The 25,572-nt window shown below is 59.4% G+C and carries 22 protein-coding genes, 2 tRNA genes, 1 pseudogene and 1 CRISPR repeat array; of the genes and pseudogenes, 2 read left to right on the top strand and 23 right to left on the bottom strand.

Annotated features, from left to right (window positions below):
• Window positions 1–37: 37 nt before the first annotated feature.
• The 13 genes and pseudogenes from C7438_RS07200 to C7438_RS07145 all read right to left on the bottom strand — a co-directional run bounded on the left by C7438_RS07200 (window position 38) and on the right by C7438_RS07145 (window position 13,077).
• Window positions 38–113 (bottom strand) — tRNA-Glu (locus C7438_RS07200).
• A 154-nt stretch (window positions 114–267) separates the two neighbouring features.
• Window positions 268–885 carry a 3'-5' exonuclease gene (locus C7438_RS07195; protein WP_170143633.1) on the bottom strand — a complete coding sequence of 206 codons (618 nt, stop codon included), beginning with the start codon at window positions 883–885 and terminating at the stop codon, window positions 268–270.
• A gap of 291 nt (window positions 886–1,176) precedes the next feature.
• The gene (locus tag C7438_RS07190; protein ID WP_121444684.1) at window positions 1,177–1,965 is read right to left on the bottom strand and encodes a TatD family hydrolase; all 789 of its coding nucleotides are present in this window, start codon (window positions 1,963–1,965) and stop codon (window positions 1,177–1,179) included.
• An 81-nt stretch (window positions 1,966–2,046) separates the two neighbouring features.
• Window positions 2,047–3,294: direct repeats of the CRISPR family, unit length 28 nt; unit sequence GGTCCATCCCCGCGTGCGCGGGGGAAAC.
• A 138-nt stretch (window positions 3,295–3,432) separates the two neighbouring features.
• Entirely contained in the window at window positions 3,433–3,669 is a 237-nt protein-coding gene (cas2e, locus tag C7438_RS09650) for a type I-E CRISPR-associated endoribonuclease Cas2e (RefSeq protein ID WP_353653314.1), read from the bottom strand.
• 37 nt (window positions 3,670–3,706) lie between these two features.
• Complete coding sequence (gene cas1e, locus C7438_RS07180; RefSeq protein WP_121444682.1) at window positions 3,707–4,603, bottom strand: type I-E CRISPR-associated endonuclease Cas1e; 897 nt, start codon at window positions 4,601–4,603, stop codon at window positions 3,707–3,709.
• A complete protein-coding gene (locus tag C7438_RS07175; RefSeq protein ID WP_170143632.1) occupies window positions 4,600–5,307 on the bottom strand; it encodes a type I-E CRISPR-associated protein Cas6/Cse3/CasE in 708 nt (235 codons plus the stop codon). Before C7438_RS07175 ends, cas1e begins: the two co-directional genes overlap by 4 nt.
• Before the next feature lie 79 nt (window positions 5,308–5,386).
• Window positions 5,387–6,157, bottom strand: a complete 771-nt coding sequence (cas5e, locus tag C7438_RS07170) for a type I-E CRISPR-associated protein Cas5/CasD (RefSeq protein ID WP_121444680.1) — start codon at window positions 6,155–6,157, stop codon at window positions 5,387–5,389.
• Between the two features lie 10 nt (window positions 6,158–6,167).
• Window positions 6,168–7,349 carry a type I-E CRISPR-associated protein Cas7/Cse4/CasC gene (cas7e, locus tag C7438_RS07165; RefSeq protein WP_121444679.1) on the bottom strand — a complete coding sequence of 394 codons (1,182 nt, stop codon included), beginning with the start codon at window positions 7,347–7,349 and terminating at the stop codon, window positions 6,168–6,170.
• A gap of 24 nt (window positions 7,350–7,373) precedes the next feature.
• Window positions 7,374–7,889 (bottom strand): type I-E CRISPR-associated protein Cse2/CasB, encoded by a 516-nt coding sequence (gene casB, locus C7438_RS07160; RefSeq protein ID WP_121444678.1) that lies wholly within the window; start codon window positions 7,887–7,889, stop codon window positions 7,374–7,376.
• Window positions 7,886–9,448 (bottom strand): type I-E CRISPR-associated protein Cse1/CasA, encoded by a 1,563-nt coding sequence (casA, locus tag C7438_RS07155; protein WP_289626239.1) that lies wholly within the window; start codon window positions 9,446–9,448, stop codon window positions 7,886–7,888. Before casA ends, casB begins: the two co-directional genes overlap by 4 nt.
• 67 nt (window positions 9,449–9,515) lie before the next feature.
• Complete coding sequence (cas3, locus tag C7438_RS07150) at window positions 9,516–11,447, bottom strand: CRISPR-associated helicase Cas3' (RefSeq protein ID WP_245956569.1); 1,932 nt, start codon at window positions 11,445–11,447, stop codon at window positions 9,516–9,518.
• Window positions 11,448–11,567: 120 nt separating this feature from the next.
• Window positions 11,568–12,179, bottom strand: a pseudogene (locus C7438_RS09645) (CRISPR-associated endonuclease Cas3''); the annotation flags it as partial.
• Window positions 12,180–12,408: 229 nt separating this feature from the next.
• On the bottom strand, window positions 12,409–13,077 hold the full coding sequence (locus tag C7438_RS07145; RefSeq protein WP_121444675.1) for a hypothetical protein: 669 nt from the start codon (window positions 13,075–13,077) through the stop codon (window positions 12,409–12,411).
• A gap of 62 nt (window positions 13,078–13,139) precedes the next feature.
• Between C7438_RS07145 and C7438_RS07140 the strand changes: the two genes are divergently transcribed.
• Window positions 13,140–13,213 (top strand) — tRNA-Gln (locus C7438_RS07140).
• 181 nt (window positions 13,214–13,394) lie between these two features.
• Here C7438_RS07140 and C7438_RS07135 read toward each other — a convergent pair.
• The 5 genes from C7438_RS07135 to mscL all read right to left on the bottom strand — a co-directional run bounded on the left by C7438_RS07135 (window position 13,395) and on the right by mscL (window position 18,407).
• Window positions 13,395–14,297, bottom strand: a complete 903-nt coding sequence (locus C7438_RS07135) for a DUF1002 domain-containing protein (RefSeq protein ID WP_170143629.1) — start codon at window positions 14,295–14,297, stop codon at window positions 13,395–13,397.
• 169 nt (window positions 14,298–14,466) lie between these two features.
• On the bottom strand, window positions 14,467–15,861 hold the full coding sequence (locus C7438_RS07130; RefSeq protein WP_121444673.1) for a GH1 family beta-glucosidase: 1,395 nt from the start codon (window positions 15,859–15,861) through the stop codon (window positions 14,467–14,469).
• A gap of 125 nt (window positions 15,862–15,986) precedes the next feature.
• A complete protein-coding gene (locus C7438_RS07125; protein ID WP_121444672.1) occupies window positions 15,987–17,147 on the bottom strand; it encodes an iron-containing alcohol dehydrogenase in 1,161 nt (386 codons plus the stop codon).
• Between the two features lie 305 nt (window positions 17,148–17,452).
• Complete coding sequence (gene dps, locus C7438_RS07120; RefSeq protein ID WP_121444671.1) at window positions 17,453–17,923, bottom strand: DNA starvation/stationary phase protection protein Dps; 471 nt, start codon at window positions 17,921–17,923, stop codon at window positions 17,453–17,455.
• A gap of 112 nt (window positions 17,924–18,035) precedes the next feature.
• A complete protein-coding gene (mscL, locus tag C7438_RS07115) occupies window positions 18,036–18,407 on the bottom strand; it encodes a large conductance mechanosensitive channel protein MscL (protein WP_121444670.1) in 372 nt (123 codons plus the stop codon).
• Window positions 18,408–18,534: 127 nt separating this feature from the next.
• Between mscL and C7438_RS07110 the strand changes: the two genes are divergently transcribed.
• A complete protein-coding gene (locus tag C7438_RS07110) occupies window positions 18,535–19,557 on the top strand; it encodes a TIGR01777 family oxidoreductase (RefSeq protein ID WP_121444669.1) in 1,023 nt (340 codons plus the stop codon).
• Window positions 19,558–19,670: 113 nt separating this feature from the next.
• On the opposite strand, the gene C7438_RS07105 is transcribed toward C7438_RS07110, so the two are convergent.
• The 5 genes from C7438_RS07105 to C7438_RS07085 all read right to left on the bottom strand — a co-directional run bounded on the left by C7438_RS07105 (window position 19,671) and on the right by C7438_RS07085 (window position 25,570).
• On the bottom strand, window positions 19,671–21,347 hold the full coding sequence (locus C7438_RS07105) for a ribonuclease J (protein ID WP_121444668.1): 1,677 nt from the start codon (window positions 21,345–21,347) through the stop codon (window positions 19,671–19,673).
• Window positions 21,348–21,536: 189 nt separating this feature from the next.
• Window positions 21,537–22,421, bottom strand: a complete 885-nt coding sequence (gene dapA / locus C7438_RS07100; RefSeq protein ID WP_211322127.1) for a 4-hydroxy-tetrahydrodipicolinate synthase — start codon at window positions 22,419–22,421, stop codon at window positions 21,537–21,539.
• A 37-nt stretch (window positions 22,422–22,458) separates the two neighbouring features.
• Complete coding sequence (gene dapG / locus C7438_RS07095) at window positions 22,459–23,676, bottom strand: aspartate kinase (protein ID WP_121444667.1); 1,218 nt, start codon at window positions 23,674–23,676, stop codon at window positions 22,459–22,461.
• A 137-nt stretch (window positions 23,677–23,813) separates the two neighbouring features.
• Window positions 23,814–24,863, bottom strand: coding sequence for an aspartate-semialdehyde dehydrogenase (locus C7438_RS07090; RefSeq protein ID WP_121444666.1), 1,050 nt, complete (start codon window positions 24,861–24,863; stop codon window positions 23,814–23,816).
• Window positions 24,864–24,931: 68 nt separating this feature from the next.
• Window positions 24,932–25,570: a dipicolinate synthase subunit B gene (locus C7438_RS07085; RefSeq protein ID WP_121444665.1), complete on the bottom strand. Its 639-nt coding sequence runs from the start codon at window positions 25,568–25,570 to the stop codon at window positions 24,932–24,934.
• Window positions 25,571–25,572: the final 2 nt, after the last annotated feature.

The following is a 25,572-nucleotide window of genomic DNA, read 5'->3' as shown; positions in this document are numbered from 1 at the left end:
ATAGATTTAATTTTCCGTCTTAAATGCCCAATAAAAATGGTGACCCCAACGGGACTCGAACCCGTGTCTCCGCCGTGAGAGGGCGGTATCCTAAACCGCTAGACGATGGGGCCACATGGTTTCGTCCTGTCTTAGTCCTCACCTCATGCGATTCTCCGAGGCGCAATGCTTATCATACACTGTCCGCCTCCCAAAGTCAAGAGGGGGCCTACAACGCGCGCAAAGCATGGAAACCCCGATTGGTGTGCGGCCTCTGCCTTGGAATTGTTAAAACTTATATTTTTCGATGCGTCTAATTAGTTCATCCGTTAATAAATAACTTAAAACATATACGCCATCGATTTTTTCTTGTAGAATCATTGACAAAGATATTGCATCGCCTAGAGCGGAATGGTTTATGGTTTCTTTTATATTGAAAAATTGTTTTATTTCATTTAATGTATTATTTTTAATATTTAAAAGTTTCTTCCAATTAATATGAAGAGTGTCTAACCAAATTTTATTTGTGTAACGAAAATTTGGCAATCTTTCTATAAATCTTTTATCGAAAATTGCATTATGTGCTATAACGAAGTATGAAATTTTAAATAGTTCGTTAATCTTACTTAAATTTAAGCTAAAACCGACAACGTCTTCTCTATTTATCCCTGTTATTCTTGATACCTTCTTTTTTATAGGTATGCTTGGTTCTTGCGCCCCTGCGTAAGCGTCTATGTAACCTTTTATGCGTTTATCTTTTTTATTTGCTATCAAAACAATACCAGCAAACTCTATTATTTGATCCTTTTTGTAGTTTAATCCCGTTGTTTCTACATCTACTACAAGAAGCGATAAATCATCATTGGTTATATCATTCTCGTATATTTTTCTTATAAATTTATTCATATTATCCAAACTCAACCTAAATAAGATTTTGCTTTCATAGTCGCAAATAATATTTATCACTCCTTTGTAATGTAACATTGTTATTAAATCCAAAAACTTCTCGACACACTTGCTCTCAGTCTTTTAAACTGACTCCGGCCCTTTCACCCTGAAGTATACCACGTCCGACCGGTAACGTCGCCCTTGTGAATCCGTGTATTTCTCCCCCGGTGCACCCGGAAACCAACAGACTTCCCGATCCGATGCGGAAAGTAACCCCCTCGACCGTTTCTAATCTAAGTAGCGGGTTACCTACGAACTTCCGAACAGCGAAAGAAATGCGGCATCCGCAGACGCCAAAAGGTCCTCTTCTTTTTCACCGACCACCTCCGCAGTGCACCGAAGCACGTCCCAAAGCCATAGAGGATCTGCAGGCCGTCCGCCAAAAGGGCCTTCGTACATCCACGGTCCGTCCGTCTCAAATAGAATAGGCTCCCCACGCCGCCGAACCTTCCGTGCCAACACCCGAGCCCGCTCCTGATAACAGATTTCCGGCGTAACCGACACCCGGTATCCAGAATCCAAAATCCGCTCTACGATGGCATCCGATGCCTTGAGCCAGTGAAAGTGTGCCTTTTCTATCGCAGCTTCCCGCAGGGTAGAGAGCGCTTCCGCCGCTCCGTCGTAGACGGCATGCAGAACGAGAGGGAGGTCAAGCTCCCGTCCCAAAGCAGCAAAAATACGAAGGCGCTCCAAAACCGCCGACTTCCGTTCGACCCCGACGTAGTAAGGGAGCCCAATCTCCCCAATCGCCGAAATCCGTTCCCGTTCTGTCCGAATGAGTTCCTCCAACGCCCAGAATTCCCGTTCCGAAGAGGAAGGTCGCTCCGGGTGTTCGCCTAAAGCGGCAAAAACAAAGTCGGGAAACCGTTCCTTGAGTTCAAGCGTCCTTTCGGACGACGGTCGATCCACAGACACCGCCAATACCCCCCGCACGCCGCCTGCGCGCCAACGCTCGACAAGCCGTTTTGCCCGTTCCCAATCGATCGTACCGTCCTCTCGGGATACAATTGCCTCAAAGTGCAAGTGCGCATCGAACATCGAATTCCCTCCGCTTGGAGTAAAATTCGAAGGCTGTCTATCTGAGGAGATGGTATAAAAAATAAAATCCGGGCATCCATCCCCCCGCCCCCGCGTGCGCGGGGGAAACCACGTTGCCCTTAAGGAGCATCTTTGTCAAGCCGGTCCATCCCCGCGTGCGCGGGGGAAACCGGGGGTTCTGAGGGGCGGGGAGATACACGTCAGGTCCATCCCCGCGTGCGCGGGGGAAACCGTGTGCCACTATCCGGCGCGGCGGGCGGATCAGGTCCATCCCCGCGTGCGCGGGGGAAACACTATAGGTCTTCTGGTGGAAGATCTTATACCAGGTCCATCCCCGCGTGCGCGGGGGAAACCGAACAGGCGGCATGTATCTCGGATACTCATCAGGTCCATCCCCGCGTGCGCGGGGGAAACTCGCCTCATCTCCGTACCTGGACGGCCAGGTGCGGTCCATCCCCGCGTGCGCGGGGGAAACTCTCCGCGCTCATCACTGCAGCACGACAGCGCGGGTCCATCCCCGCGTGCGCGGGGGAAACACAAGCGGCATCCCCATAACTTCTGCCTGTTCAGGTCCATCCCCGCGTGCGCGGGGGAAACACGTTTCCGATTCGATGAGAGAGCGGAGCTCGAGGTCCATCCCCGCGTGCGCGGGGGAAACTTCGGCCTTCTCCCCCGATGGCCTTTTTCAGCAGGTCCATCCCCGCGTGCGCGGGGGAAACGCGAGCTCAGTCGACCCGGACACGTGGTCGACGGGTCCATCCCCGCGTGCGCGGGGGAAACCCAAGTCAACTAAGATTCGACGTTGTGAGAAAAGGTCCATCCCCGCGTGCGCGGGGGAAACAATCAACGCCGTCTTCTTTAGATGCTACATCAAGGTCCATCCCCGCGTGCGCGGGGGAAACCTGCATTCTTTACGTCGTCTATCTTGCTTGTGAGGTCCATCCCCGCGTGCGCGGGGGAAACGAGTAGTCGGGTGTGAAGTCGGCGACCGCGATCGGTCCATCCCCGCGTGCGCGGGGGAAACCTGGCCATGGCCCGTCTTTTTGGCGATCTATCAGGTCCATCCCCGCGTGCGCGGGGGAAACACCTGGGCAAATTATTACAAAGTCTTTTGACTAGGTCCATCCCCGCGTGCGCGGGGGAAACGTAGTGCCGAATATCCTAGCGCCATCACCGCTGGGTCCATCCCCGCGTGCGCGGGGGAAACTTTGCTTACACCAGCGCGGCGCATCTCAGCCAAGGTCCATCCCCGCGTGCGCGGGGGAAACCAGCGCTTCGGCTAGAGGCTCGCGCCGGGGCACGGTCCATCCCCGCGTGCGCGGGGGAAACCCTTGACAAATACTCTTTCTGTGGTACAATTACTTTTTTGGTTCTTGGTAACTCCTCTTCCAGAAGACGCTCAACGGCACGACGTCTTCGGCTTTACGCAGGACCACGGACCGGAGCTCGCGCCTCACTTACTTCAGGTTACATTTCCTTTAGACGCCTTGCAAGGAGGAACCCGTCCTGCAGGACAATGTCAATGGGTGGGAGCCCGAGAAACTTTACGGACATTTCTCCCGGTTGCGTGGGGTCACGCCATACCATGACAACACTGGCCCCGCTCTCTCTGATAAACCACTCTTCGACGGTCTCCCAGACGCGTTCACGAACTGCCGGGGAAAAGCGAACCCCGACGTATACTCCCGGAGCAAGTTCGAGCATAGACGAAGCCAGAAATCCTCGCATACGATCGGAAACGTTACGAGTCACCAGAATTGTCATCGACATGAAGTAACCCCTTAATTTGGTCGATCATTTTTGGTATTAAGTTCTTTTTCTTAAAAATTTTTGCTGCTTCGTAACGAATTTCTTTTTCTAAAATAACACCAGGGTCTTTAAGTGCGCGAGCGGCGACAGAAAACGCAAGGGGCAGGGTCACCTCTACACGCCATAAGTCGGCAATGTCCAAAGTAAAGGCATTGCTGGAATCCTCGTGGATGAACCCTAGAGGCGGCAAAGCCCCAACCGCGGCAACGGCGACATCTGCCGCAGCTTCTACGAATGTAGATGCATGGTTAATAGATTGATTGGGTATGTCATTAGTTTCAGGATTTTCTCTGTCGTACCTCCTCCCTTTCCATTCTATACCGTACTTCTGAGCAACTATCCGGTACGATTCTCGTAACCTGCCTCCCTCCATTCCTCTCAATGTACTAATATCTCTTTCCGGAAAGTCCTCCTGAAAGCGAATCGAATACATTTTCCTCGCTATTCGATTCCGTTCTTTTTCATCTGCCCAAAGCCGAGCGTGCGCGCGGGCTACGTCCGAGCGCCCTTGCCCCATAGGCGGGGCCGTGTAAAATTTCACACCTCCTTCCCCGACGGCGGCAAGAAGGGTTCCGTGGCGCGCGAGAATTCTCAGCACGTCATGGGTAATGCTGGTGCCGGGACCTAAAAGAATGATGGACACCATCTGATAAGGAATCTGATACACCCCGGGATCGAATTCCTCGCTCCCTGCCGTCGAAAAGATCAACGTCCCGTCCTGAACATAAAGTTGGCCGCGCGAAAGCCAAAGCAATCCATGTCGATCCGCATGGGGAATCCTCGCACCAGCCAAACCAAGGCGCCCCGACAAAAACGACCCCTGGCTCATCGCGCCGGCCTCAACAAGAGCATTCCGTACCCAAAAGCCTTGTGACGTCCGACACCCTTCTCGAGCAACAGGGAAAACGTGTCCGGATCGCGTACGGTAAGTTCACCGCGAATCAGGGCCTGAGGGCGCAGGATTCGGCTACGGTTCCGCATTTCTCCGTGAGTATACCGAACCTGCCGAACGAGGCGGAACCCCTCCAAGCGAGCGTCGTGAACGTCCACAGCCCTCTTTTTCGTCTCCGGAAACTCCCTCTCGAGGAGGTCCCTGACCCACTTCCCGTAAACCTCTGCCCTGGACTCTTGGGCCCTTCCGCCGTGTTTTTCGACATGGTGGAGGAAGAGGTCTTTCTCGACCGTCTTCCCCCGTTCTTCCCCGTCTTCGTCGACCGTCGTCTTTCGGACCACGGGAACCGTGAGCACTTCGTACGCAAGCGATTTCCCGGGTAAAAACCTGGGCATAGGTTTGCTCAGGATGCTAGTTTCCGGATCCGATTGGAGAAGCACGCGCATTGTCCCCGGGGCGGCATAGGCCAAGAGGTGCTCCCGCAGATCCTTCGCGTCATGCAGGGCATACCCCAGGATCTTAGGGGGACGCCCGCGCGTCGTAAAGAGGCGCCACGGTTTTGGCGAAAGGGACCCAAATGCCGATACGAGCCATGTGTGGATCCCGTATCCTAGGTCTTCATCGTCCCATCGCGGTATCATTCCCTTGTCCCTTAAAAACCGCATCAAGGCTCCAAAATCCAGCGTGATCTCCACTAGATGCACGTCATATACGCCCATCTCAGTTCACCTCGATGGATTCCTTCACATCGATCACACCTTCCATTCGCCAACGACTCCCGGCGGGGAGTTGGTTCTTCCAGTCCCTGAGATCGAAAACGCGCTTCAATTCGCCGCGTATTTCCGAGGGGGTCCCGATCTCATCCGGCCAACAGGCAGGCAGAAGATCTTCTGAACCCGTATGACGTCGAGAATCCTTCCCGACGGAGCGAACCCAACGTGGGACTCGCCGAAGGATTTCAAGCAAGTCCTCACCCTCAACAATCGGAGTATGGGGATCCAGGAGGGGACGAGAGGGAAGGCAACTTTTGCGCCCAAGAAAAAGGGGGCGGGACGGCCGTCTAAGAGCCTGTGCGATCTGATTGAGATCGGGTTCCTCTTCATCAAGTAGGGTCAGTACAACGGTCATGAGGCCGTCCGTCCAGTAGTGGCGATATCTCTGATGGGTTTCCTTTTTTGCAGAACCTCCGGTTCGATGCTCGGGCTTTCCGCGGGTGGTCCAGCCGGCTTCGGCCATTTTGGGTTGGCCTAAATCTACCGTCTGATAGTCCACCATTCGCACGGGCCGGATATCCCAACGAGCTGCATACCGGAGGCGTTCTTGCAAGCGTTGAAGTTTATCGAAATCCCGGTGCTCCCAGCCCAGCGCGTTTCCAATCAATCCGGTCAAAAGCGCCGTCCCCGGAAAGTAATCCGTGAATCCTAGATGGTCAATGGCAGTCGTACCAAAGGAAAGCATGGGAGCGTCAAGGCGAAGTACCAAGGCTTTCATCCGCCCTCGCCTACCCTTCAACGGCTCCGAAAATCGCGTCGAGCGTGCCCCGAATTGCGGTGGGAAGATTGGTTTTTTGCTCCCGTTCCCGCGGCCAAGGGTGAAGCGAAGCGACGTACCGCTTTTCACCCGTATCGCCGTACATCCCTTCGAGCTGCGAAAGGTACTCGGCAACTCGCCCGACGGACTTCGCAAGCACGTTTCCGCCTCCGTTCAAAGACACCGGCTCCAAAAAGGCATTTGCCAAACTCCGAGGAAGAGCCTCTCCGGCTTCCAACATCACAAACTCCGCTCGGGCATACGGCGCAGTCGCCCCAAGTTTGGCTCCTGGCGAAACCGTGGCGATCGCCTGAATGAGAAGTTCCAGGAGTTCCCGGGCCATCGCCTGCCCTTCCGGATCCGCCTTCCATTCCTTCCGATCACGACCGCCCAAGTTGGACACGAGGAGCGGTACGTCTACGGCAACATACCCATAAAAGATCCCAGCGCCAAGCTCCATGTCCCCTGCGTGGGCCGCACCCGTTTCCTCATCGGCGGCGAGGTCGTCCACCACCGTAAAGAAGTCGATCTCGGTCCGAAGTTCGTGGGTAGTAAAGGCGTGGGCGACATGAACCGGAGCATCCACGCGCGCCAGAACATCCGATGTGACGAAACGTCCGAAGAGCGCACCTTCAAACCCGACCGCCGGATTGCCTAAACCAGCCTGGCGGAGCATGGATTGGATGTTGCTTTTGCTCTCTTTAATAATGTCAGTCAAGTATTTTTTAGCATTTTCCGTATCTCCTTGGGCTGCTGCTTCACGGATCAATTTTTTGAAGTACTCAGCCTCCGGCCGTCCGAACAAGACAGGCTGCTTCATCGCCAATGTGGTTTTGTCCAGAGCATCTTTTTCTCCAGATGCGCGCAAAACTTCCTGAGCCAGGTGGCGAGTCAGTTCGTGTGCAAGCGCATCGTTCATACCTTCTCGAACGAGTTCGTCTTTGACTACGCGGGAAAAGAAGTGGCGGGACCGAATGGCCGAGGGCAAAGAGGTTTCCTGCATCATCCAGTCGCGCCAATGCTTTTTCTGAGCCTGACTTGAAACGCGAAGCCGTTCTACCCCGCCAAACCGAATTCGCTTCGCCAACCCCGTATCATCCCGGTTGAGTAAGCTGGCGTGATAGCTCGTGAGGTAGTGAACTTGAAGAAACATTATTCATTCCTCCTTTAATTTATACTAAATATTTATTTCGCTTTTAGCTTGATATTCACTTGCAGCTCGATAATAATCTTTGGCAATCTGACGGTGAACTTCTTCTAGTTGTTCGCTATCTCGTGCAAATAGAAATCGGGCTGCTTGCGTCCAGTCGAACGCCTTCCCCTTCGCAGCGAGAAAGCGAACGGAGCGAAGAAACAGCAACCTTCGGCCGTCACCCCGAGAAGCGAGGAGACGTTCGAGCCGCAAATCCGAGAAGCGAGCTTCGCCTAGCGCAGTGCCAAAACTTCGCCCCGGATCGTGAATGTACGGGTACATAAGCGCCATCCCCGCAACCAACGTCTGCCAGTCTTTTCGCCGCCCGAGATCGACGTCCCAATCCTCGGGCAGGATCTGAATGGCCAGACGATATAGAGCGGTTGGCGGCGGTTGCGTCGGCGTCATCCGCCGAAGGGCGGCACGCTCTCCCGTAGGGAATGCATCGTCTCCGATGTACTGCTCTAGCCGCTCGACGTAATTCCTCAGCGTGGTACTCACGAGAGCACCTCCTCTTTTTTCGCCGGAAAGAGTTCAGGAAAGCGATTGTAGAAAGCGCCGAAAAAGATGCGCTCTGCCGCAGCAACCGTCTGGTACCTCGTCCCTTCCTTGCGCGGAAGTCGGTGTTCCGTCTCCCGCAGCACTTCGAGGGCGATGGAGTACAGCTTGCGAGTCCATTCCCGAAGCGCCTCGTCGCGCGACTCGTCCTCCGGAATGGACCACAACCACGGGAAAAACTCGTTCTCCCAAGCCGCCGTATACTCCCCGGCCGCCCGCTCCCACCACGCCTTAAATGTCACGCTCTCCCGCCCATTGCGTTCTAGACCGCCGAGCAGGGCGTAGATCGCCGGCTTTAGAACGCGGTGTTGTACCTCCCCTGCCCGTTCTACGGCGTTTTTGCTCAACTGCGCATATGTCGTGCGCTGCTCCTGCCTCTTCCAAAGCCGGGGGTGAACGCGTTCGGGAATGGGGACGATCCGGTGGTAAAAGCCGTTCGTCTTCCCCTCTCCCCGTACGAGCACGGACACGGAAAAGTATACATCTCCCTGCCAGTGATCCAATGGTTTCTGAAGTGCCCCAAGCTTGAAGCCGTCTTCAAAGATGAGTCGGCGTAGCGTGTCGACGCTCAACCCATCCGGCGGAACGGTATAGGCCTTCAAATCGTCCGTCACCACCGGCAACCAGGCGTCGCCGACCACCCCCTTGAACTCCTTGGCGGCAATTCTGTCGTTGTCCGCCGGAACGCTGTCCGCCCGGACGATGGACACCCCGTCAGAACGAAGCCTTATCCGCCGGCAGATCTCGAGGTAGAACGGATCGAGCTGACGTAGGAGAAGGCTTGTTTTCCCGTCCCACGGAACCGTCCACACGAGGACCAACCCATGGGGGTCATATCCGAACGATCCTTCGAGCACTTCTCGGCGATGCAAAAGCAAACGTTCCACAGCATCCTGCCACCTACGCCCAGGCCGGAAACTCCGCACCACCTCTGCGATTGGCCGGTTCCCGTAGCCGCTGTTCATACGGGAAATCCCGCGGTTCCCTCGGCCGTAGTAACCGCTCATCGTCTGCAAGCTGATGAGGGCGTACGCCCATACGTCGACTTCGGCGGAGGAAGCCCGCGCTTTCTTGAGGTCGTGGTTTTTGGACGTAGGCAAAAGATCCAATTCATCCGGCGTAAACGCAGTTGCCTCAAGGCGTCTTTGATCTCCCTCGGGGATTGGCGGCTGCAAAAAGGCGGGCTTGTCCAGATCGTCTACGACGAGGGTCCACGCATCATCGCCGGCAGGCCCTGCTAATCCGCGGAGCTTGTCCCGCCAGTAATCTTTTGAGCGAACTGGATCGTTCACGTTATTCCGGGCCAGAACGGCCGCTCCAAGGTAAGAGAGAAAGACGTGGAACGCGTCTTCCTGATGCTTTTGAAGACCTACAAAGTGCTCGATTTCATCTCGGCCGAGAGACTCCAAAACCTCGGGAAGGCTCAAGCGCTCCATGCCCTGCTGCACCTGGACACGAAATATCGGGTCTTCAAGAAGATTAAATAACCTCAAGGTTTTCACCTCGCTTAGAATCCGTAGTATTATTGAACCATACACACGCGAGGAAAATCAAGTGATCTTGCTCGGGTCAACCTCCTCTCTCGTCGGATATTAACTCCAAGCCGAAACGGCTGTACCGGTACCGATGGCTCCCGTACCGGAGGACAACCTCATCTCCCTCCCGGACATCCTCGACGGTCGCTATCTCTGGACGGTCTTTGGGAGACCAATGGGACGGGATGAGGACCTCGCGAAGGATTTGACCGAAAGGAGAAACCACCGGTTTATCGAGCGGCACTTGGTATGTATCGGCGCCTAGACGGGTCGTGACCTTTACACCGTCGACGTCGAACTCCACTTCTCCGAAGGGTTCGTCGTACCTTACCACCTGGTAACTGGCGGTAACTTCTTTGGCAATCTTGGCCCCTTCTCGGTTTTCCATGTGCAGCCGCCACGCGACATTTTCCGCTGTGAGGCACTCCAAACGCTCCGGATGGGTTGCGGATTCCACAAGGAGGCGATTGTCTCGGGGGATCACGATGTCCGGACGCTCGGCAATTGCCCGTCGGGTGAGCTCGAGCATTCGTAGATCCTCGTAGACGCTCCCGTATCCCATGCGTTTGTACGTATCTCGAACTTCGCCTTTTTCGTTTAAGGACTTTAGAAGCTCATCCTCGGGAACAAGAACAAAGCAAGGTGCCGGTTCTCGGTATGCAGGCGGCCGATCGTCCCGCTTGTGGCGATGGAGTCGGCCAATACGTTGCAGGAGAACGTCTGCCGGAGCAAGGTCGGTGATGAGCACGTCAGCGTCGAGGTCAAGGCTTTGTTCCAGAGTCTGCGTACCGATGAGGAGGATCGGCCCTTTCCCACTTCCTCGGCCAAGCCGCTTCGAAACGCAAGCATCGAGGACCACGCGATCCTCGGGGGCAAAACGCCCGTGATGAAGCGTCACTACCTCTTGGCCCTTATAGCCGGGACAACGAAAGAGCCAACGCTCGTCCAAGTCGTGTTGGGTTTCGATCCGCGTTTCAATCGCCTTTTGTAAGGAAACGGCTCGATTTACGGTGTTCAAAACAACGAGAACCCGCGCACCGGAACGCAAGTGCTGGATGACCTCGTGGGCGATACCCTCGAGTTTTTCGGCCAACGGAAGGAGGGTAAGGCGAACTCGTTTTCCTCCCCTCGGCGGTACGTCCGTTCCCGTACCGTCGGCAAACGTGATCCGAGGGAAAGGCGTGTTCACCGCAGCTGACCACTCGATGTTTTCCTTTTTTCCTCCGATCGCCGCAAGGTAACGTTGTCGTGCCGCAGAACCCAAAGTCGCTGACATGAGGAGCGCATAGCCGCCGATCCGGTAGTGATGGCGTACGAGCGCCTCGAGCAAATGGGTCATGTATGCATCCGAAGCGTGAACCTCGTCGACGACCAAAAGGCTCCGGTCCAAGCTCGCCGAACGAAGATGCGCATGAGCCGCTTTGACCACCGAGAGAAGTGCCTGGTCTACGGTTCCTACCGCAACCGTTGCCGCCAAAAAACGCTTTGGCCGTTCGGCCGCCCATAGGCGGTCGTACAGGCGGATCTGTTCATCTTCCTGCCAACGGTTCCCCTCATCTTCGGCGGGAAGAATTTTTTCAACCGGAAGGCCGTCGACCTGAGCATATCCTGGTACGGCAAGGACGGTTACGGGTCGAACCTTGGGATCCGGAAACCACCGCTGAATCGTCCGGTGTACACGGGTATAAAGTTCTCGCGCGGCGACACGGGTTGGAAGGGCGAAGTACAGCCCGTCCACCTTGCCTGCGGCAAATAGTTTGAAAAACCAGTTCAACGCCGCTTCGGTCTTACCAGATCCCGTTTCGGATTCGAGGATAAGAAGTCTTGTCCTGTCGTCATCCGGATCAAGATACTCGATGCGTTCTTGCATGGAGTTAGGAGAAAACCCAAAGCGCTCCTCAAAACTCCGAATCCCGGTGAGATGCGGACGAAGGGGACGAACGTCGAGACCCACGGCCTTGAGCATTTCCGGAATTTTTCTCTGATTATGTTCTCGCCTTTCTTCCCAAGTTACCGATTGAATCGGAAACCAGTGTTCATGAGAACCCAACCAATCGGCCAACATGAGGAGGCCGGCAAACCGGTGGACAAACTCCGGGGAGGCCGGAAGTTCAGGGCCATCTTGGAACGCGTTGGGAAACGTCTTGCGGGACCAATCGACAATCTCCCGCAGTGCATCGAAAGGATTTCCCTCAACGCTTTTCTGCCAACCGGGGAGGGAGAAACGACGGTCTTCGTCCCGCCCTTTGAACTGCACCGGACGACCGTGATGGGACAATACCGCAGAAAAGTACCCGAATGCCGTATCTTCATCAGAAAACCAATATTCCAATTCAGGCGGCAAAGTTTCAAGCCATTGATCAAACAGTGAGCCTTGTCCAAGTTCTGGATCGAGGATCGCGGCCATAGCCCGAATGTGTCCGACTTTATTTTTAAAGTTTGGATAAATTTGCCTTTGAAAATCGAGATTTGCTTTCCCCATGTCGTGAAGCATCGCCAAAACCGCCAACCGATCAAAGTCGACGGCGTCGAGCCGCCTACCGGCCGCCCTTTCCAGTGCGCGGCGAAACCCGGGTAGCTCTACCAGATTTCTCAGCACACAGGCTACGTCAAGGCTGTGTGCGGCTAGAGGCAAACAGCGGACATCACGAGGATCGTTGGGATCGCGCTTGAGCTTCCCCCAGAAAAAACATTTCATATATACATCATCGTTCGCGGTTAACGACATAGAAAAAGGGTACCTCCCTCGATTTATATTCAATAAAGTCGAAAAAGAGAGGGCTCTGCGCCCGAGAAGAGCCCCGGAGGGAGGTGGGGAATCGACTTCCCCGTCCCCCTACGCCTCTTGTACCACATCTTCCCTGTCAACTAAAGACATGCCCGGAGTCGGGAGCAAATTTTTCCCGGAAACCCGATGAACCCTCTCGTCACGCGCGCTCCTTTTCTGGGCGATCCCTCCCGGGGACGGAAAGACTTACAACGCCCCAATAGTAGAGGGCGATACCCACGAGCTGAGAAGCGGGGAGCACCAAGGGCAAGTCCACGTATTTGGCGAGGGCGCCCGCTGCGCTGAGAACGAGAGCCGCCGAAAAGATCGCGAGAAACCCCCGGCGGCGCGTGCGCAAAAAGTTCGCGAGGGCGGAGACGAGGAGCACCAGCGCACCTATTCCGGAGAGAACAGGACTAAACATTCGCACCTCCCGCGGCATGTAGCTGCCGCCTACGGCGCCTTTCGTACCGACGAGGGCGGGATCGACCGGAGCGCGCAAGAGGGCGATCAAAAAGGCAACGCTCGCGAGGAGGGTGAAGGCAAGGAAGGCGTGCGCCGCCCACCCGGAGTCGCGGGCGTAGAGAGTACCCGCGGCCATGTAGGCGACGAGGGCGACGGCAGTAAAGTAGTAGAGCTTGTAGAGGCCGACGCTCCAGCCGAACGATCCGCCAACGAACTCCCCGAAGGCGGCGAGGGAAAACATGTACAGAGAAACGGCGAAGAGGGCGTCGCTCGGGCGTCGTTTCGCCCAGGCCCGGCGCGTCACGTCAAAAGCAAATGCCAAGGCTACAAGCGTGGCCAAGAGCGAGAGAGCAGAAGCCGACACGGTACTTTCTCCCCCTTGCATTTCCCGCGGGAAGCGGGGTACAATGTATTCTGCACGCGCATTGCGGGATGGTGCAATGGTAGCACGCCAGACTCTGGATCTGGTAATCTAGGTTCGAGTCCTAGTCCCGCAGCCATTCCTATGGACGTAACCCCCTCGTTCGGGTTGCCGAACGAGGGGGTTTTTGCTGTTCGCCCGCCGGTGCGCATTTCGCCCGACGGATGGAACTCTCTTCCTACGCGGCCCTACTTCGTCCCGAGGAGTAGGCGGCGGAGGAGAGTTCCTTTGCTCCCGAGATCCCGGCGAAAACGACGACTTTAGGACCCCGATCCTCCGCCGAACACCTGCGAAAGCCACTCCCACACCCGGATGAAGAGGTTCTGAAGAAAGGACCACGCCTTTTGCAGGAAGCTTTGCGTGGCCGGATCTTGAAGGAACTTCTCCACTTCCTGCTTGATCTTGGCCGTCTCCCGCGCGAGGGCGTTCCAATCGATGTTTGCCTCGCGCAGGTGGCGGACGAGCTCCTCGAGGCGGGCGCGATCTTCAGGACTCAAAGTCACGCCGAGCTCGCGCGCCGCGCGGTCGATCGCATCTTGGATTTCCTTTGGGTCGCGGAGCTTTCCAGAAGCAATTTCTTCCTTGAGGCGCTGGATGAGGGCGGTGGCCTGCTCCTTGCCGATCTTTTCGCTCAGGAGGTAGTTCGTGGAGAACTCTTCGGCCGCCACGTCCTTGGCCGTAGGATCTAAAGTCTTGCCCTCCAACCCTTCAAAGGCCTTTACGATGCCCGTAAGGGCGGCGGTCCCCGATACGGGAACGGGAGCGTAGACGTAGATTTCGGCGTCCTTGACCCCAGCCGTAGCCGCGGCGCTCTGGTACTGCGCGGGCGTGAGGTAGGTGATGCCCTCCGTGCGCACGTGCAGCCCTTTCCCCGGTTCGAGGAGCGTCACCTTGACGGAGGAAATCGCGCGCGTACCGATCACCGCCTTAGGGAGGTACTTCCCGAGGAGGGCGTGCTCTTCCGCGTTCGTCACGACGACGAGCTTGTCCTGGGGAATGTTTTGGACGCCGAAGGTTCGGAGGACCTGTTCGCGCTGTTCAGGGGTGAGGTCGGCGCCCACAGCGACAACGACGTCACCCGGAGCCGCGTCTGCGTAAACGGGATGGCCTATCCCCACCACGAGGAAAACCCAGAGGAAGGAAAATACAAAGGCTCGTCCCAATCCCTTCCACACGGCCGTGGTCCGGGGAGGCGCCGCAACCGCAGGCAAAGCCGCCGGACGTGCGGCGCCCCGGTCCGGCTCCCCGGACGCCTCACCTCCTCGTCTCGGATCGGTCTTCGTTCACCGGTTGTTCTATTGCAGGCCTTCGTTTGCCGGAAGGACAAAGGTGTCACCCGCCGTTGGTTCGCACGATCTCCCGGTAGGCAAAAAAGCTCGCCTTGGGTATGCGCTCGAGCGTCGCATAGTCCACGTACACGAGGCCGAAACGTTTGGAGAGGCCGTGGGCCCACTCGAAGTTGTCGAGGAGGGACCAGACGAAGTAGCCGCGCACGTCCGCCCCCTGCTCGACGGCCCGTCGTACGGCCTGCACGTGCGCCTGAATGTAGTTCGCCCGTGCCTCGTCCGCGATGCGCTTTGTCCCGTCGGGGAGCACTTCCACTACGTCGTCGTATGCAGCCCCGTTTTCCGTAACCAGGATCGGAACTCCTGGGTAGCGGCTGTGGACGTCGAGAAGGACCTCCGTGAGTCCCTCGGGGTACACCTCCCAACCCATGGCTGTCGCCTCTCCCGCGGGCGGGAGAAACTCAAGACCCCCAAAGGGGCTCTCTGGATTAAAGGCGACGCGGGTCGGCGAATAGTAGTTCACGCCGAGGAAGTCTACGGGCTGACGGAAGGACTCGAGGTCCTCCAAAGGGAGGTCGAGTTGGGCGTAGAGGTAGGCTTCGAGATCGCCGTCCCGAGCGCCCTCCTCTCCCCAGAGAATACGGGCAAAGGCGAGGAGCGCCTCGCGCGGGTAGTGCCCGGTGAAAAGGGGATCGACGAAAAGCCCGTTGTGCAGGCGTTCGAAGGCGTAGGCAAACTCGACGACCTCCCGGTCTTCGCTTGCGGGAAGTACGCGCGTCATGAGGTTCGTAATTCCGATCTTGGAACCCGGGAGGTGCTCGTCGCGAAAGGCCTGAACGGCAAGCGTGTGGCCCAAGAGAAAGTGGTGGGCGACGCGCACGGCCTTGCGCGGATCTTGCTCACCGGGGGCGTGTTCGCCAGTTACGTACCCCAAGACGGTGGCGACGAACGGCTCGTTCAAGGTGATCCAGTAGGGGACGCCCTCGAGGCGGCGGTAGAGGAGGTGTGCATATTCGGCGAAGTACTTCGCCGTATCCCGCTCCGCCCACCCTCCCTTTTCGTACAAGGCAAAGGGGAGATCCCAGTGGTATATGGTGACGACGGGCGCGATCCCGCGGGAGTGAAGTGCCTCGACGAGGTGGCGATAGAAATCAAGTCCTCGCTCGTTGACCGCTCCCTTGCCCTCTGGCAAAACGCGCGGCCAGGAGACGGAAAAGCGGTACGCGCGCACCCCGAGCTCGGCGAGGAGGTTTACGTCCTCTTCCCAACGGTGGTAGTGGTCGCAGGCCACGTCGCCGACGGTGCCGTCGGCAATCTTACCGGGAATGTGGACGAAGATGTCCCAGATAGAAGGCCCACGCCCGTCCTCCGTTACCGCGCCTTCGATCTGGTACGCCGAGGTAGCCACACCCCAGAGGAAATCTTCGGGAAAGCCCGCCACGTCCCTCACCTCCGACGGTATTCGGCGGATCACCGCCCGCGCGAGCACCTGCCCGTTGCAAAGCTCGTCAGAGCGGATGACGGGGCGGATCGTTGCACATGCCGAAGCATCCGCTCCTTCTTAGTTTACTCGAGCGGCATCGCCGCCAGACGATAGATCGCCTCTACGTCCTCGGCGGTGAGGACGGCAAAGCGCCCCGTCGTGGCCCCCTCCTTCGCAACCGCCTTTTGTGCCAGATAGGGAAAGCGCGCCTCGTCCGCAATCCCAAGCTGCCAAAGGCGTACGGGGGCCCCGAGTTCCCTCCAAGCCTTCTCCAAGGCGCGAATCCCGGCCTCAAGGTCCTCCGTACCGAAGAGCTCCAAAAAGAGGCGGCGGAAGCGCTCGGGCTTGCGTGGAGCGACGTACCGCATCCAGGCAGGGTAGACGACGGAGAGTCCCGCCCCGTGGGGGATGTCGTAGACCGCCGATAGGGCGTGCTCGATGGCGTGAACGCCCCAGTCGCCGCGAAGGCCCAAGGAAAGGGTGCCGTTGAGGGCGAGCGTCCCCGCGAGAAGGAGTGTCTCACGGGCGTCGAGGTCGTCGAGGTTTTCCACGACCTTTCGCCCTGCGGCGAGGATCTCCTTGAGGAGGGAGACCTGCCACGCGTCTTGGATCGGCGTGTTGCGCGCGTCGTGAAAGTACTGCTCGAGGACGTGGGCCATCATGTCGACGACGCCGTACACCGTCTGATCGCGCGGGGCGCTCCGCGTGATGTGGGGATCGAGAATAGAAAAGAGCGGATAGGCAAGGGGATGTGCCCAGCCGAGTTTTTCGTCGGTTTCTTCGTTCGTGATCACGGAGTTCGCGTTCATCTCCGAACCCGTGGCGGCATGCGTGAGGACGACGCCGAGGGGCAGAGCACTCGTGACGCGCAAAGGTTCGCGGACGATCTCCCACGGATCCCCGGGATACGAATGAGATACGGCGATGAGCTTGGCGGCATCAATTACGCTTCCTCCGCCTACGGCGAGAATTCCCTCTACGCCTGCGCGCCGCGCCTCCTCCCGCGCCCTGCGGACAGTGGAAACGCGCGGGTTGGGCTCGATGCCGGGAAACTCCACGAGTTCTACTCCCGCGGTCCTGGCAGCTACGAGAACGCGGTCATAGAGGCCGATCTTGCGGATGCTCCCCTTGCCGTAGACGAAAAGGACCTTCCTTCCTAGGCGGGGGAGGTATTCGGAGAGGAGGTCGACGCTTCCGCGTCCAAAGACGAGTTCGGTGGGGTTTCGGTAGACAAAGCGTTCCATGGACGTACCTCCTCGCTCGAAAACTCATCCCCATGATACCATGAGCCACGCCAAAAGATCCCTCGCACCGCACAGAGGGCCCCTTCCCGTCCGGGAAGGGGCCCGCGACACGCGGTCGGTGGCGCGTACCCGCACCAGTCATCCGTACTGCAGAGGTGCCCGAAACGACGGGGCCGACGGAGACGCGCTCGGTTCTCCCGTCGCTCTACCTCGCACGCAGAGGCGCTGGGTCGACCGTTGGCAAAGCTGAGGACGTCGCGCGAATCGCCCGAGCTTTAGCCATCTGGAGAAACATGGCCCCGACCTCAGCCAAGGTGCGCCTCGACAAACCACAGGTACTTTTCGGCGCCGCGGGTGACTTCCGTGAGGATGTCCGCCGTGATCGGATCTCCGAGTTCTTCGGATTTCTTCAGGACCTCGCGCGTGTGTGCCGTAAAGGCGGAGAGCGCCTTGGCGAGCTGCTCGAGGTTGTCCCGCTCGGACGTAAGCCCAAGGGGGAACTCCGGAAGGCGCGTGAGTTCGGCTGCCCGTTGGAGCGTTCCCTCCGTGAGGTGTCCGAGCTGGGCGATGCGCTCGGCGACGAGGTCGATCCAGTCCTCCGCAAGCTCGTGAAGTTCGTCGAATACCTTGTGCCGTCCGTAAAACCCGGGTCCCTTGACGTTCCAGTGCGCCTGCTTGGCTTGGCGCTCGAGGTCGATCGCCTCGGCGAGGATCGGCTGAAGGGCGGCGGCGAGTTCCCGCCGAACGTCTGCAGGCAGTACGTTGCGTGTTTCCATAGGGAGTGTTCCTCCTTAAAATGAATCTAATTTTCACCTCTAAGCCAACGGTACCACAACGGTCCCTGCCTGTCAAGCATTCCGTACCCGCCGTAAAGGCCAAACAGAGGGATCAGGACTTCCTGAGTTCCGCGAGAATCTGCCGGAGAAGCTTGACCTCTTCGGAAGGCTCCGCCGAAGCTTTGACTTCTGATTCTCTTGTCCGCCGCTTGGAAATTTCGTTCATGGGGACAACCACGATGTAGTATACGGCCGCGGCAACGAGGAGGAAGTCCAATACGGCGTTGACAAACCTCCCCAAGGCAATGGGGCCGAGCATGAGGCCGGAGAAGTTTGGGGTTCCGCCGATAAACCCAATCAAGGGCGTGATCACGTCGGCCACCAGAGAATTTACCACCCGACCGAAAGCCCCTCCTATCACCACGGCCACCGCCAGCTCCACCACGTTTCCCCGCATCACGAACTCCTGAAATCCCTTGAGCACGCTTCTCCCTCCCTCGAAATCCCAAGTCCGTGTTGAAATGAAGGTACAAAGCCCCGTGAGCACCCACAAAACATGATACGTTGGAGTCTAGCGAAGAGAAAAGAAAAAAAGAGGAGGGAAGGCGGAAATGCGCATCGTCATCGCTGGGGGAAGCGGTCTCATCGGCCTCCATCTCACCCGCTCCCTTTTGACAGACGGCCATACCGTCTTATGGCTTACGCGAAATCCGCACCTTTTCCGTCGGGAAACGGTCGTGAGCCTACCGGCAACCAAGCGGACGAACCCCTCTTCATCCGAACCGACAAACTTCCCTTCTCCGGAATCAGACTCCCTTCGCCCTGGCCCGATCCTTATCCCCTGGCTTACGGGCAACGCCCGCCCGATAGACGAACTCAAGCGCCACGTTCCCCTCGACGTCGTCGTTAACCTTTCCGGAACCTCAATCGCCGGTCACTGGACGCCGAACCACAAGAGGCGAATTCTCGAAAGTCGACTTCGGGCGACCACCGAGCTTCTCGAAGTCGTGGAGCACCTCCCCACCGAAGCGCGACCTCACGTTTTCGTCAGCGCCTCCGCTATCGAAGCACGGCTTCCCGTAGCCTCGGACGGCGAAACGGGCCCTATCGAGGCCGTCCTCCGGAAGCGCGGGATCGACTTTCTTGCTGCCGTAACCCGCCGCTGGGAGGCAGTGGCAAGACGCGCCGAAACCTTGGGAATGCGCACCGTTTTTGCCCGCTTCGGCGTCGTCTTTGCCAAGGAAGGAGGTGCTTTCCCTCACCTCGTCCTTCCGCATCGCCTGTTCCTCGGTGGACCGATCGCCGGCGGGCGGGCGTGGGTTTCGTGGGTCCATATCGCAGACGTCGTCGGCCTCTTCCGTCTCGCCATGGAGGACGAAAGCGTAAGGGGCCCGCTCCACATCACCGCTCCTAACCCGGCCACTATGGACGAAATCGGTCGTGCCATTGCGGCGCGACTCCAGAGGCCGTATTGGCTCCCTGTGCCGGCTTTCGCGATCAAGCTCGTCCTCGGGGAAATGGGCGACCTCCTCATCCGAGGCAACCGCGTTTTTCCGGAAGAAGCCCTTGCCCGCGGATATGCGTTTCGTTTTCCAAACCTCGAAGTCGCACTTGAGGACCTCCTGTCGCCGTAGGCTTTCGCGGGAGCGCCGCCGGCAAGGGACGGGCGTCGACGGCCGCGGGCGAGCAAGAAAAAAACCGCGGCTCTTGCCGCGGCACGTGTGCGGTGGTCTTTCTGCGGTGGCGCTCAGACCTCCATGATGATCGGGAGAATCATCGGACGGCGACGCGTCCGTTCGTAGAGAAAGCGGCTTAAGGCGTCTCGAACGTTGTTTTTGAGCGTCGTCCAGTCGCTCACGTTTTCTTCTAAGAGCTTGCTGAGCACAGTGTGCACGAGGCGGTTGGCCTCGTCGATGAGCGTCTCCGACTCGCGCATGTACACGAACCCGCGGGTGACGATGTCCGGCCCCGAGAGGATCGTACGGTTGGCGCGGCTTATCGTCACGACGACGACGAGGATCCCGTCCTGGGAGAGGAGCTTGCGGTCGCGCAGGACGATGTTCCCCACGTCTCCTACGCCGAGGCCGTCGATGAGGACATTGCCCACAGGAACCTTCCCGGCGAGTCTCCCCCGACCATTTTGAAACTCCACGACGTCTCCGTTGTCCAGGACGAAAATCCGCTCCCGCGGTATGCCCATTTCCTCGGCGAGCTGGGCGTGCTTCGCGAGCATCCGGTATTCGCCGTGGACGGGGATGAAGTAGCGGGGACGCATGAGGTTGAGCATGAGCTTGAGCTCTTCCTGGCTCCCGTGCCCGGAAACGTGGACCCCGGTCTCCGACCCCGGTCCGTAGATCACCTCCGCCCCCAGGCGGTAGAGCTGGTCGACGACCCGACCGACGGCGCGCTCGTTGCCGGGGATCGGCGTCGCGGAAAAGATCACGAGGTCTCCCTTTTGGATTTCCAGGGTGCGGTGGGAGCTCCGCGCCATGAGGGAAAGGGCGCTCATGGGTTCTCCCTGGCTTCCCGTGAGGAGGACGACCACCTTGTCTGGCGGGAGCGTGGCGGCATCCCCGTGCTCGATGAAGAGGCCTTCGGGTACCTCGAGGTACCCGAGCTCGCGGGCGAGGTTCACGACGTTGACAAGGCTCCGCCCGGCAAGGGCGACCTTGCGCCCTGCGGCGTGGGCCGCGGTGAGCACCTGCTGCACACGCGCCACGTTCGTCGCAAAGGTGGCGACGATGATGCGGGTGCGGTGGAGCTCGAAGATCTTGGCGAGGTTCTTGCCCACCGAGCGCTCCGATCCCGTAAATCCCGGCCGTTCGGCGTTCGTGCTGTCCGAAAGGAGCGCCAAAACCCCCCGCCGACCGATCTCGGCCATGCGCTGAAAGTCCGCCGGGTGCCCGACGGGGGTCTGGTCGAACTTGAAGTCTCCCGTGTGCACGACGACGCCTTCGGGTGTCTCCAGGGCGATCCCCACGGAGTCGGGGATGCTGTGCGTGACGCGGAAGAACGTCGCGCGGATGGCGCCCAGGTGGAGCTCGAAGTTGGGGGAGGGATGCACCTCGCTCAGCTTGACCGTCCCCCTGAGCCCCGCCTCCTTGAGCTTGAGGTCCACGAGGCCGAGCGTGAGGCGCGTACCGTACACGGGTACGTTGAGCTTTTTGAGGATGTAGGGGAGCGCGCCGATGTGGTCCTCGTGTCCATGGGTGAGGAGGATTCCCCGCACGAAGCGGCGGTTCTCCTCGAGGTAGGAGATGTCCGGAATCACGATGTCGACCCCGAGCATCTCCTCTTCGGGAAAGGTGAGCCCCGCGTCGATGACGACGATGTCGTCGCCGTAGCGAACGACGTACATGTTCTTGCCGATCTCGCCGAGTCCGCCCAACGCAAAGATGCTGAGCTTAGGTTGGTTGCGCGACAACTTCGTTCCTCCTGCCCTGGGTCCGGACGGCGCCGACCGCGCAAGAAAAACCGACCACTCACACGTGTAGGTATTATACCCTCCCGCGCAAAGCGCGCGCAAGGAAGGCAAGAGGAGAGAATTGTATGGTAACCTTCTGTCTTTTCGATAAAAACCTGAACCTCAAGAAGGCCTTCCAAGACGCCCGCGCTACGCGCCCACCTCTTCGAGGAGAAAGGCGAGGCGACGCTTCCCGTCTTCGTTCAGGGGGACGAGGGGAAGGCGCAAGTGTTCGAGGGCGATTCCCCGCAAGGCGAGGGCGGCCTTGAGCGGCACCGGGTTGGTGGACAGGCTGAGGAGCCCTTCGAAGAGGGGGAGGTACCTGCGGTGAATCGCGGCGGCCTCTACGACGCGGCCCTCGAGGAAGGCGTCGAGCATCTTGCGGATCTCGCGGCCCACGAGGTGGGAGGCCACGCTGATAAGGCCGTAGCCGCCGACGGCGAGGAGGGGAAGGAACATGGCGTCGTCGCCGCCGTAGACGCGGAAGTGGGCGGGGGCGCGGGCGATGAGGCGAGCGAGGTCGGCAAGGCGACCGCTCGAATCCTTGACGCCGACGACGTTAGGAAGTTCGGCGAGGCGGAGGAGGGTATCCACTTCCATGTATACGCCCGTGCGCCCCGGGATGTTGTACACGATGACGGGAAGGCGCGTAGATTCCGCAACGGCGCGAAAGTGGCGGTAGAGGCCTTCCTGGCTCGGACGGTTGTAGTAGGGGGTGACGACGAGCAGTCCGTCCGCACCCGCCTCCTCTGCAGCCCGCGAAAGCTCTACGGTATGGGCCGTGTCGTTTGATCCCGTACCGGCGAGGAGAAACCCGCGGCCGCGCAGCCGTTCCTTCACGCGGCGGAAGAGGGCGATCTTTTCCTCGTCGCTCAAGGTCGGAGATTCGCCCGTAGTCCCAGCGACGAGGATCCCCTCGCTTCCCTGCGCGAGGAGGTGCTCCACGAGGCGGTCGACCGCCTCCCAGTCGATCTCCCCATCGGCAGTAAAAGGGGTGATCATGGCGGTGACGAGGCGTCCAAAGGGATACTCCACGGCGTTCGCCCCTTTCTATCGCGCATGCGCGAGCGCCTTACTCGCGCTCGAGCTCGAAGTGGCGGTGTAGGAGACGAATGGCGTCCTGTGCCCGTTCGCCGGGGACGAGCACCCAAATCGTCGTGTGCGAGTCTGCGGCCTGGAGGATGGGGATGTCGTGGCCGACGAGGGCTTCGACGATGCGGGACATCACCCCGGGCCTTCCGGCCATTCCCGCCCCCACGACGGATACCTTGGCGCATCCGGGCGTGACGATGGGCTCGAAACCGAGTCCGCGAAGGATTTCCGCGACGCGCTCCCCCTCTTCGTCGCGCACGGTGTAGGCGACGGAGTTGGGAGACACGTTGATGAAGTCTACGCTGATCCCGTGTTCGGCCATGGCGCGAAAGACGACGAGCTGAAGTTCGGGGTCGACGGTTTCGCGCACGACCTTGATCTGCGTCACGCCGAAGACATGGGCGATACCCGTAACGACGCGCTCGCGAAACGGCGCCCGCGCCCTGAGCTCGGAGAGGGAGGCGATGAGCGTCCCCTCGTCGTCGGACGTCGTCGAACGCACGCGCACGGGGATGTTGTACTGCATGGCGATCTCCACCGCCCGCGGGTGCAGGACGCGTGCACCCAGGTGGGCGAGGTTGGCCACCTCGGCGTACGTGAGGTACTTGAGCGGGCGGGCTTCCTCGACGATTCGGGGATCGGCGGTAAACACGCCGTTTACGTCCGTAAAGATGTCGAGTCGGCGCGCCCCCAAGGCCGCCGCCAAGGCGACGGCCGTGATGTCGCTGCCTCCGCGCCCGAGGGTCGTGAGTTCCCCGTCTTCCGTGGACCCCTGGAAACCGGCCACCACGGCAACCCGCCCGCGTTCGAGGGCGGCACGGAGGCGGTCGGGACGCACGTCGAGGATCTGCGCCTCGCCGAAACGGGCGTCCGTAACGATCCCCGCCTGCGCTCCGGTAAAGACCGTGGCCGGAATGTCCTGCCGCCACAGGAGGTCGGCGAGGACGACGGCGGAGATGATCTCTCCCGTCGTGAGGAGGAGGTCGCGCTCCCGCGCGGGCAGGTACTTCCCCCGGCCCTCGAGCAAGTCGAGAAGGCTGTCCGTAGCGTAGGGCTCTCCCTTCCGGCCCATGGCGGAGACGACGACGACCACGCCGTCGTACGTCCGACGCGCTTCGGCGATGTGCTGAAGCACGCGCTCGCGCAGCCTCTCGTCTCGTACGGATGTGCCGCCGAACTTCTGCACGATGATCTCCATTCGCGTCTCCCTTCCCCACTCGCCCGCCCCTCGGCTTGCTTTCCCAAAAGCGGCGTACGTCTTAGAGCAAGCGGAACCGGCCTACTTCCCCCGGGGTACGCCCGCAAAAGCATTTGGAAACCTGCACGTACGCCCACCTATGCCTGCGGGAGCAGTCCTTCGGCGTAGAGGCGTTCGGCGATCTGCACGGCGTTGCCCGCCGCACCTTTGACAAGGTTGTCGGCGACGACGAAGAGGTGAAGTCCGTTGGGGCGGAAGAGGTCCTTGCGGATCCGCCCGACAAACACCTCACGCCGCCCGCTCACGTGGCGCGGCGTGGGGTACACGGCCCCCGCAGGATCGTCGAGGACGACGATCCCCTCCCCGCCACGCAGGATCGCGCGAATTTCCTCCAGGGAGGGGAGTTCCTCCTCTGTCTCCACGTACACGACCTCGCTGTGGCCGATGCCCACGGGTACGCGGACGCAGGTCGCACCGACCTCGATGTGCGAGTCAGCAAAGATCTTTTGCGTCTCGAGGACCATCTTCATCTCTTCGCGCGTGTAGGCTTCCTCGACGAACACGTCGATCTGAGGGATTACGTTCAGGGCGATGGGGTACTTCACCGGCTGCGAGGCCACCGGAAGGACCTCCGGCGCGATTTCCTCTCCGCGCAGCGCCGCTTCGAGCTCGCGGTAGAGGGACTGCAAGGCGCGGTATCCCGCCCCCGATACGGCCTGGTAGGTCGCCACGGTGATCCTTTTCAAGCCAAAACGGTCGCGGATGGGCTTGAGCGCCACGACCATCTGAATGGTGGAGCAGTTCGGGTTGGCGATGAGCCCCCGATGTTCGCGGGCAGCGGAAAAGTTCACTTCGGGGACGACGAGGGGAACCCCGTCCTCCAGGCGAAAGGCGCTGGAGTTGTCGATCACGAGGACGCCGCGGCGAACCGCCTCGGGAACGAAGGTTCGACTCACCTCGCCGCCGGCGCTGAAAAAGGCAAGGTCCAAACCGTCCAAGGCTTCCGGAACGAGTTCCCGTACTTTGTACGCCTGACCGCGAAACTGTACCTGACTCCCCGCAGACCGCGCGGAGGCCAACGGGCGAAACTCTGCCACGGGAAGGGGAGAGATCTCGAGCTGGCGGACCATCTCCGTGCCGACCGCCCCCGTGGCACCAACGACGGCTACACGCAAACCTCGGCTCATCCGCTGCCTCCTCCGGTCGCTCACGAGCTCCTGTGTCCGAACGTTCCGTACGTTCTACGGCTCTTATTCTATCGCCTTGGCGCCTCCCTCGCAACGAACGGTCGGAGCACGGGCTGCAGCTGGCGTCCCTCAAGGGCCGCCGCCACCGTCTCCGGGAGGAGGTCCATGTGCGCCACGAGGGAAGTGGGCTTCCCGTAAGGGTCGTCTTGACCAAAGGGCACGAAGTACACGTACTTGGCGGTGAGGAGGCGGGCGAGATTTGGCGCGTTGAGGCCGAGGGCGTCGTTCGTAGACACGGCGAGGACAACGGGGCGCCCGTTGCGCAAGGTGGACTTCGCCGCCATGAGCACGGCGTTGTCCGTGATGCCGTTGGCAAAGCGGGCGAGTGAGTTCCCCGTGAGGGGAGCGACGACCATGACGTCGAGAAACCGCCGCGGCCCGAAGGGTTCTACGTCCGGGATGCGCGTATACGGCTCTTCGCCCGTGATCTCCCGAAGCTCGCGGAGGAAGTCTTCTGCGGCGAAAAAGCGGGTGTCCGTATGGGCTACGGTCGGCGTGACCACAGGGATGACCCGTGCGCCCGCTGCCACAAGTCGGCGCAGGGGATCGAGGATTTGGGAAAAGGTGCAGTGGCTGCCCGTCACGCCAAATCCAACGACTTTGCCGTGGAGGACGTCGAGCGCTCCGGCGGATCCTTCAAAATGCACGG

It is taken from the genome of Brockia lithotrophica, assembly GCF_003633725.1.
GTDB classification, from domain to species: Bacteria; Bacillota; Bacilli; order Thermicanales; family DSM-22653; genus Brockia; species Brockia lithotrophica.
This window is presented reverse-complemented; position numbering and strand designations above follow the sequence as displayed.

Bases quoted from the DNA above. Each gene is read 5' to 3' on its own strand.
- C7438_RS07195 (WP_170143633.1), bottom strand. From the start codon at position 885: ATGAATAAATTTATAAGAAAAATATACGAGAATGATATAACCAATGAT.
- C7438_RS07190 (WP_121444684.1), bottom strand. From the start codon at position 1,965: ATGTTCGATGCGCACTTGCACTTTGAGGCAATTGTATCCCGAGAGGAC.
- cas2e (WP_353653314.1), bottom strand. From the start codon at position 3,669: ATGCTCGAACTTGCTCCGGGAGTATACGTCGGGGTTCGCTTTTCCCCG.
- cas1e (WP_121444682.1), bottom strand. From the start codon at position 4,603: ATGAGCCAGGGGTCGTTTTTGTCGGGGCGCCTTGGTTTGGCTGGTGCG.
- C7438_RS07175 (WP_170143632.1), bottom strand. From the start codon at position 5,307: ATGATACCGCGATGGGACGATGAAGACCTAGGATACGGGATCCACACA.
- cas5e (WP_121444680.1), bottom strand. From the start codon at position 6,157: ATGAAAGCCTTGGTACTTCGCCTTGACGCTCCCATGCTTTCCTTTGGT.
- cas7e (WP_121444679.1), bottom strand. From the start codon at position 7,349: ATGTTTCTTCAAGTTCACTACCTCACGAGCTATCACGCCAGCTTACTC.
- cas3 (WP_245956569.1), bottom strand. From the start codon at position 11,447: ATGCTCAAGGCCGTGGGTCTCGACGTTCGTCCCCTTCGTCCGCATCTC.
- C7438_RS07125 (WP_121444672.1), bottom strand. From the start codon at position 17,147: ATGGAACGCTTTGTCTACCGAAACCCCACCGAACTCGTCTTTGGACGC.
- dps (WP_121444671.1), bottom strand. From the start codon at position 17,923: ATGGAAACACGCAACGTACTGCCTGCAGACGTTCGGCGGGAACTCGCC.
- C7438_RS07110 (WP_121444669.1), top strand. From the start codon at position 18,535: ATGCGCATCGTCATCGCTGGGGGAAGCGGTCTCATCGGCCTCCATCTC.
- dapG (WP_121444667.1), bottom strand. From the start codon at position 23,676: ATGGAGATCATCGTGCAGAAGTTCGGCGGCACATCCGTACGAGACGAG.
- C7438_RS07090 (WP_121444666.1), bottom strand. From the start codon at position 24,863: ATGAGCCGAGGTTTGCGTGTAGCCGTCGTTGGTGCCACGGGGGCGGTC.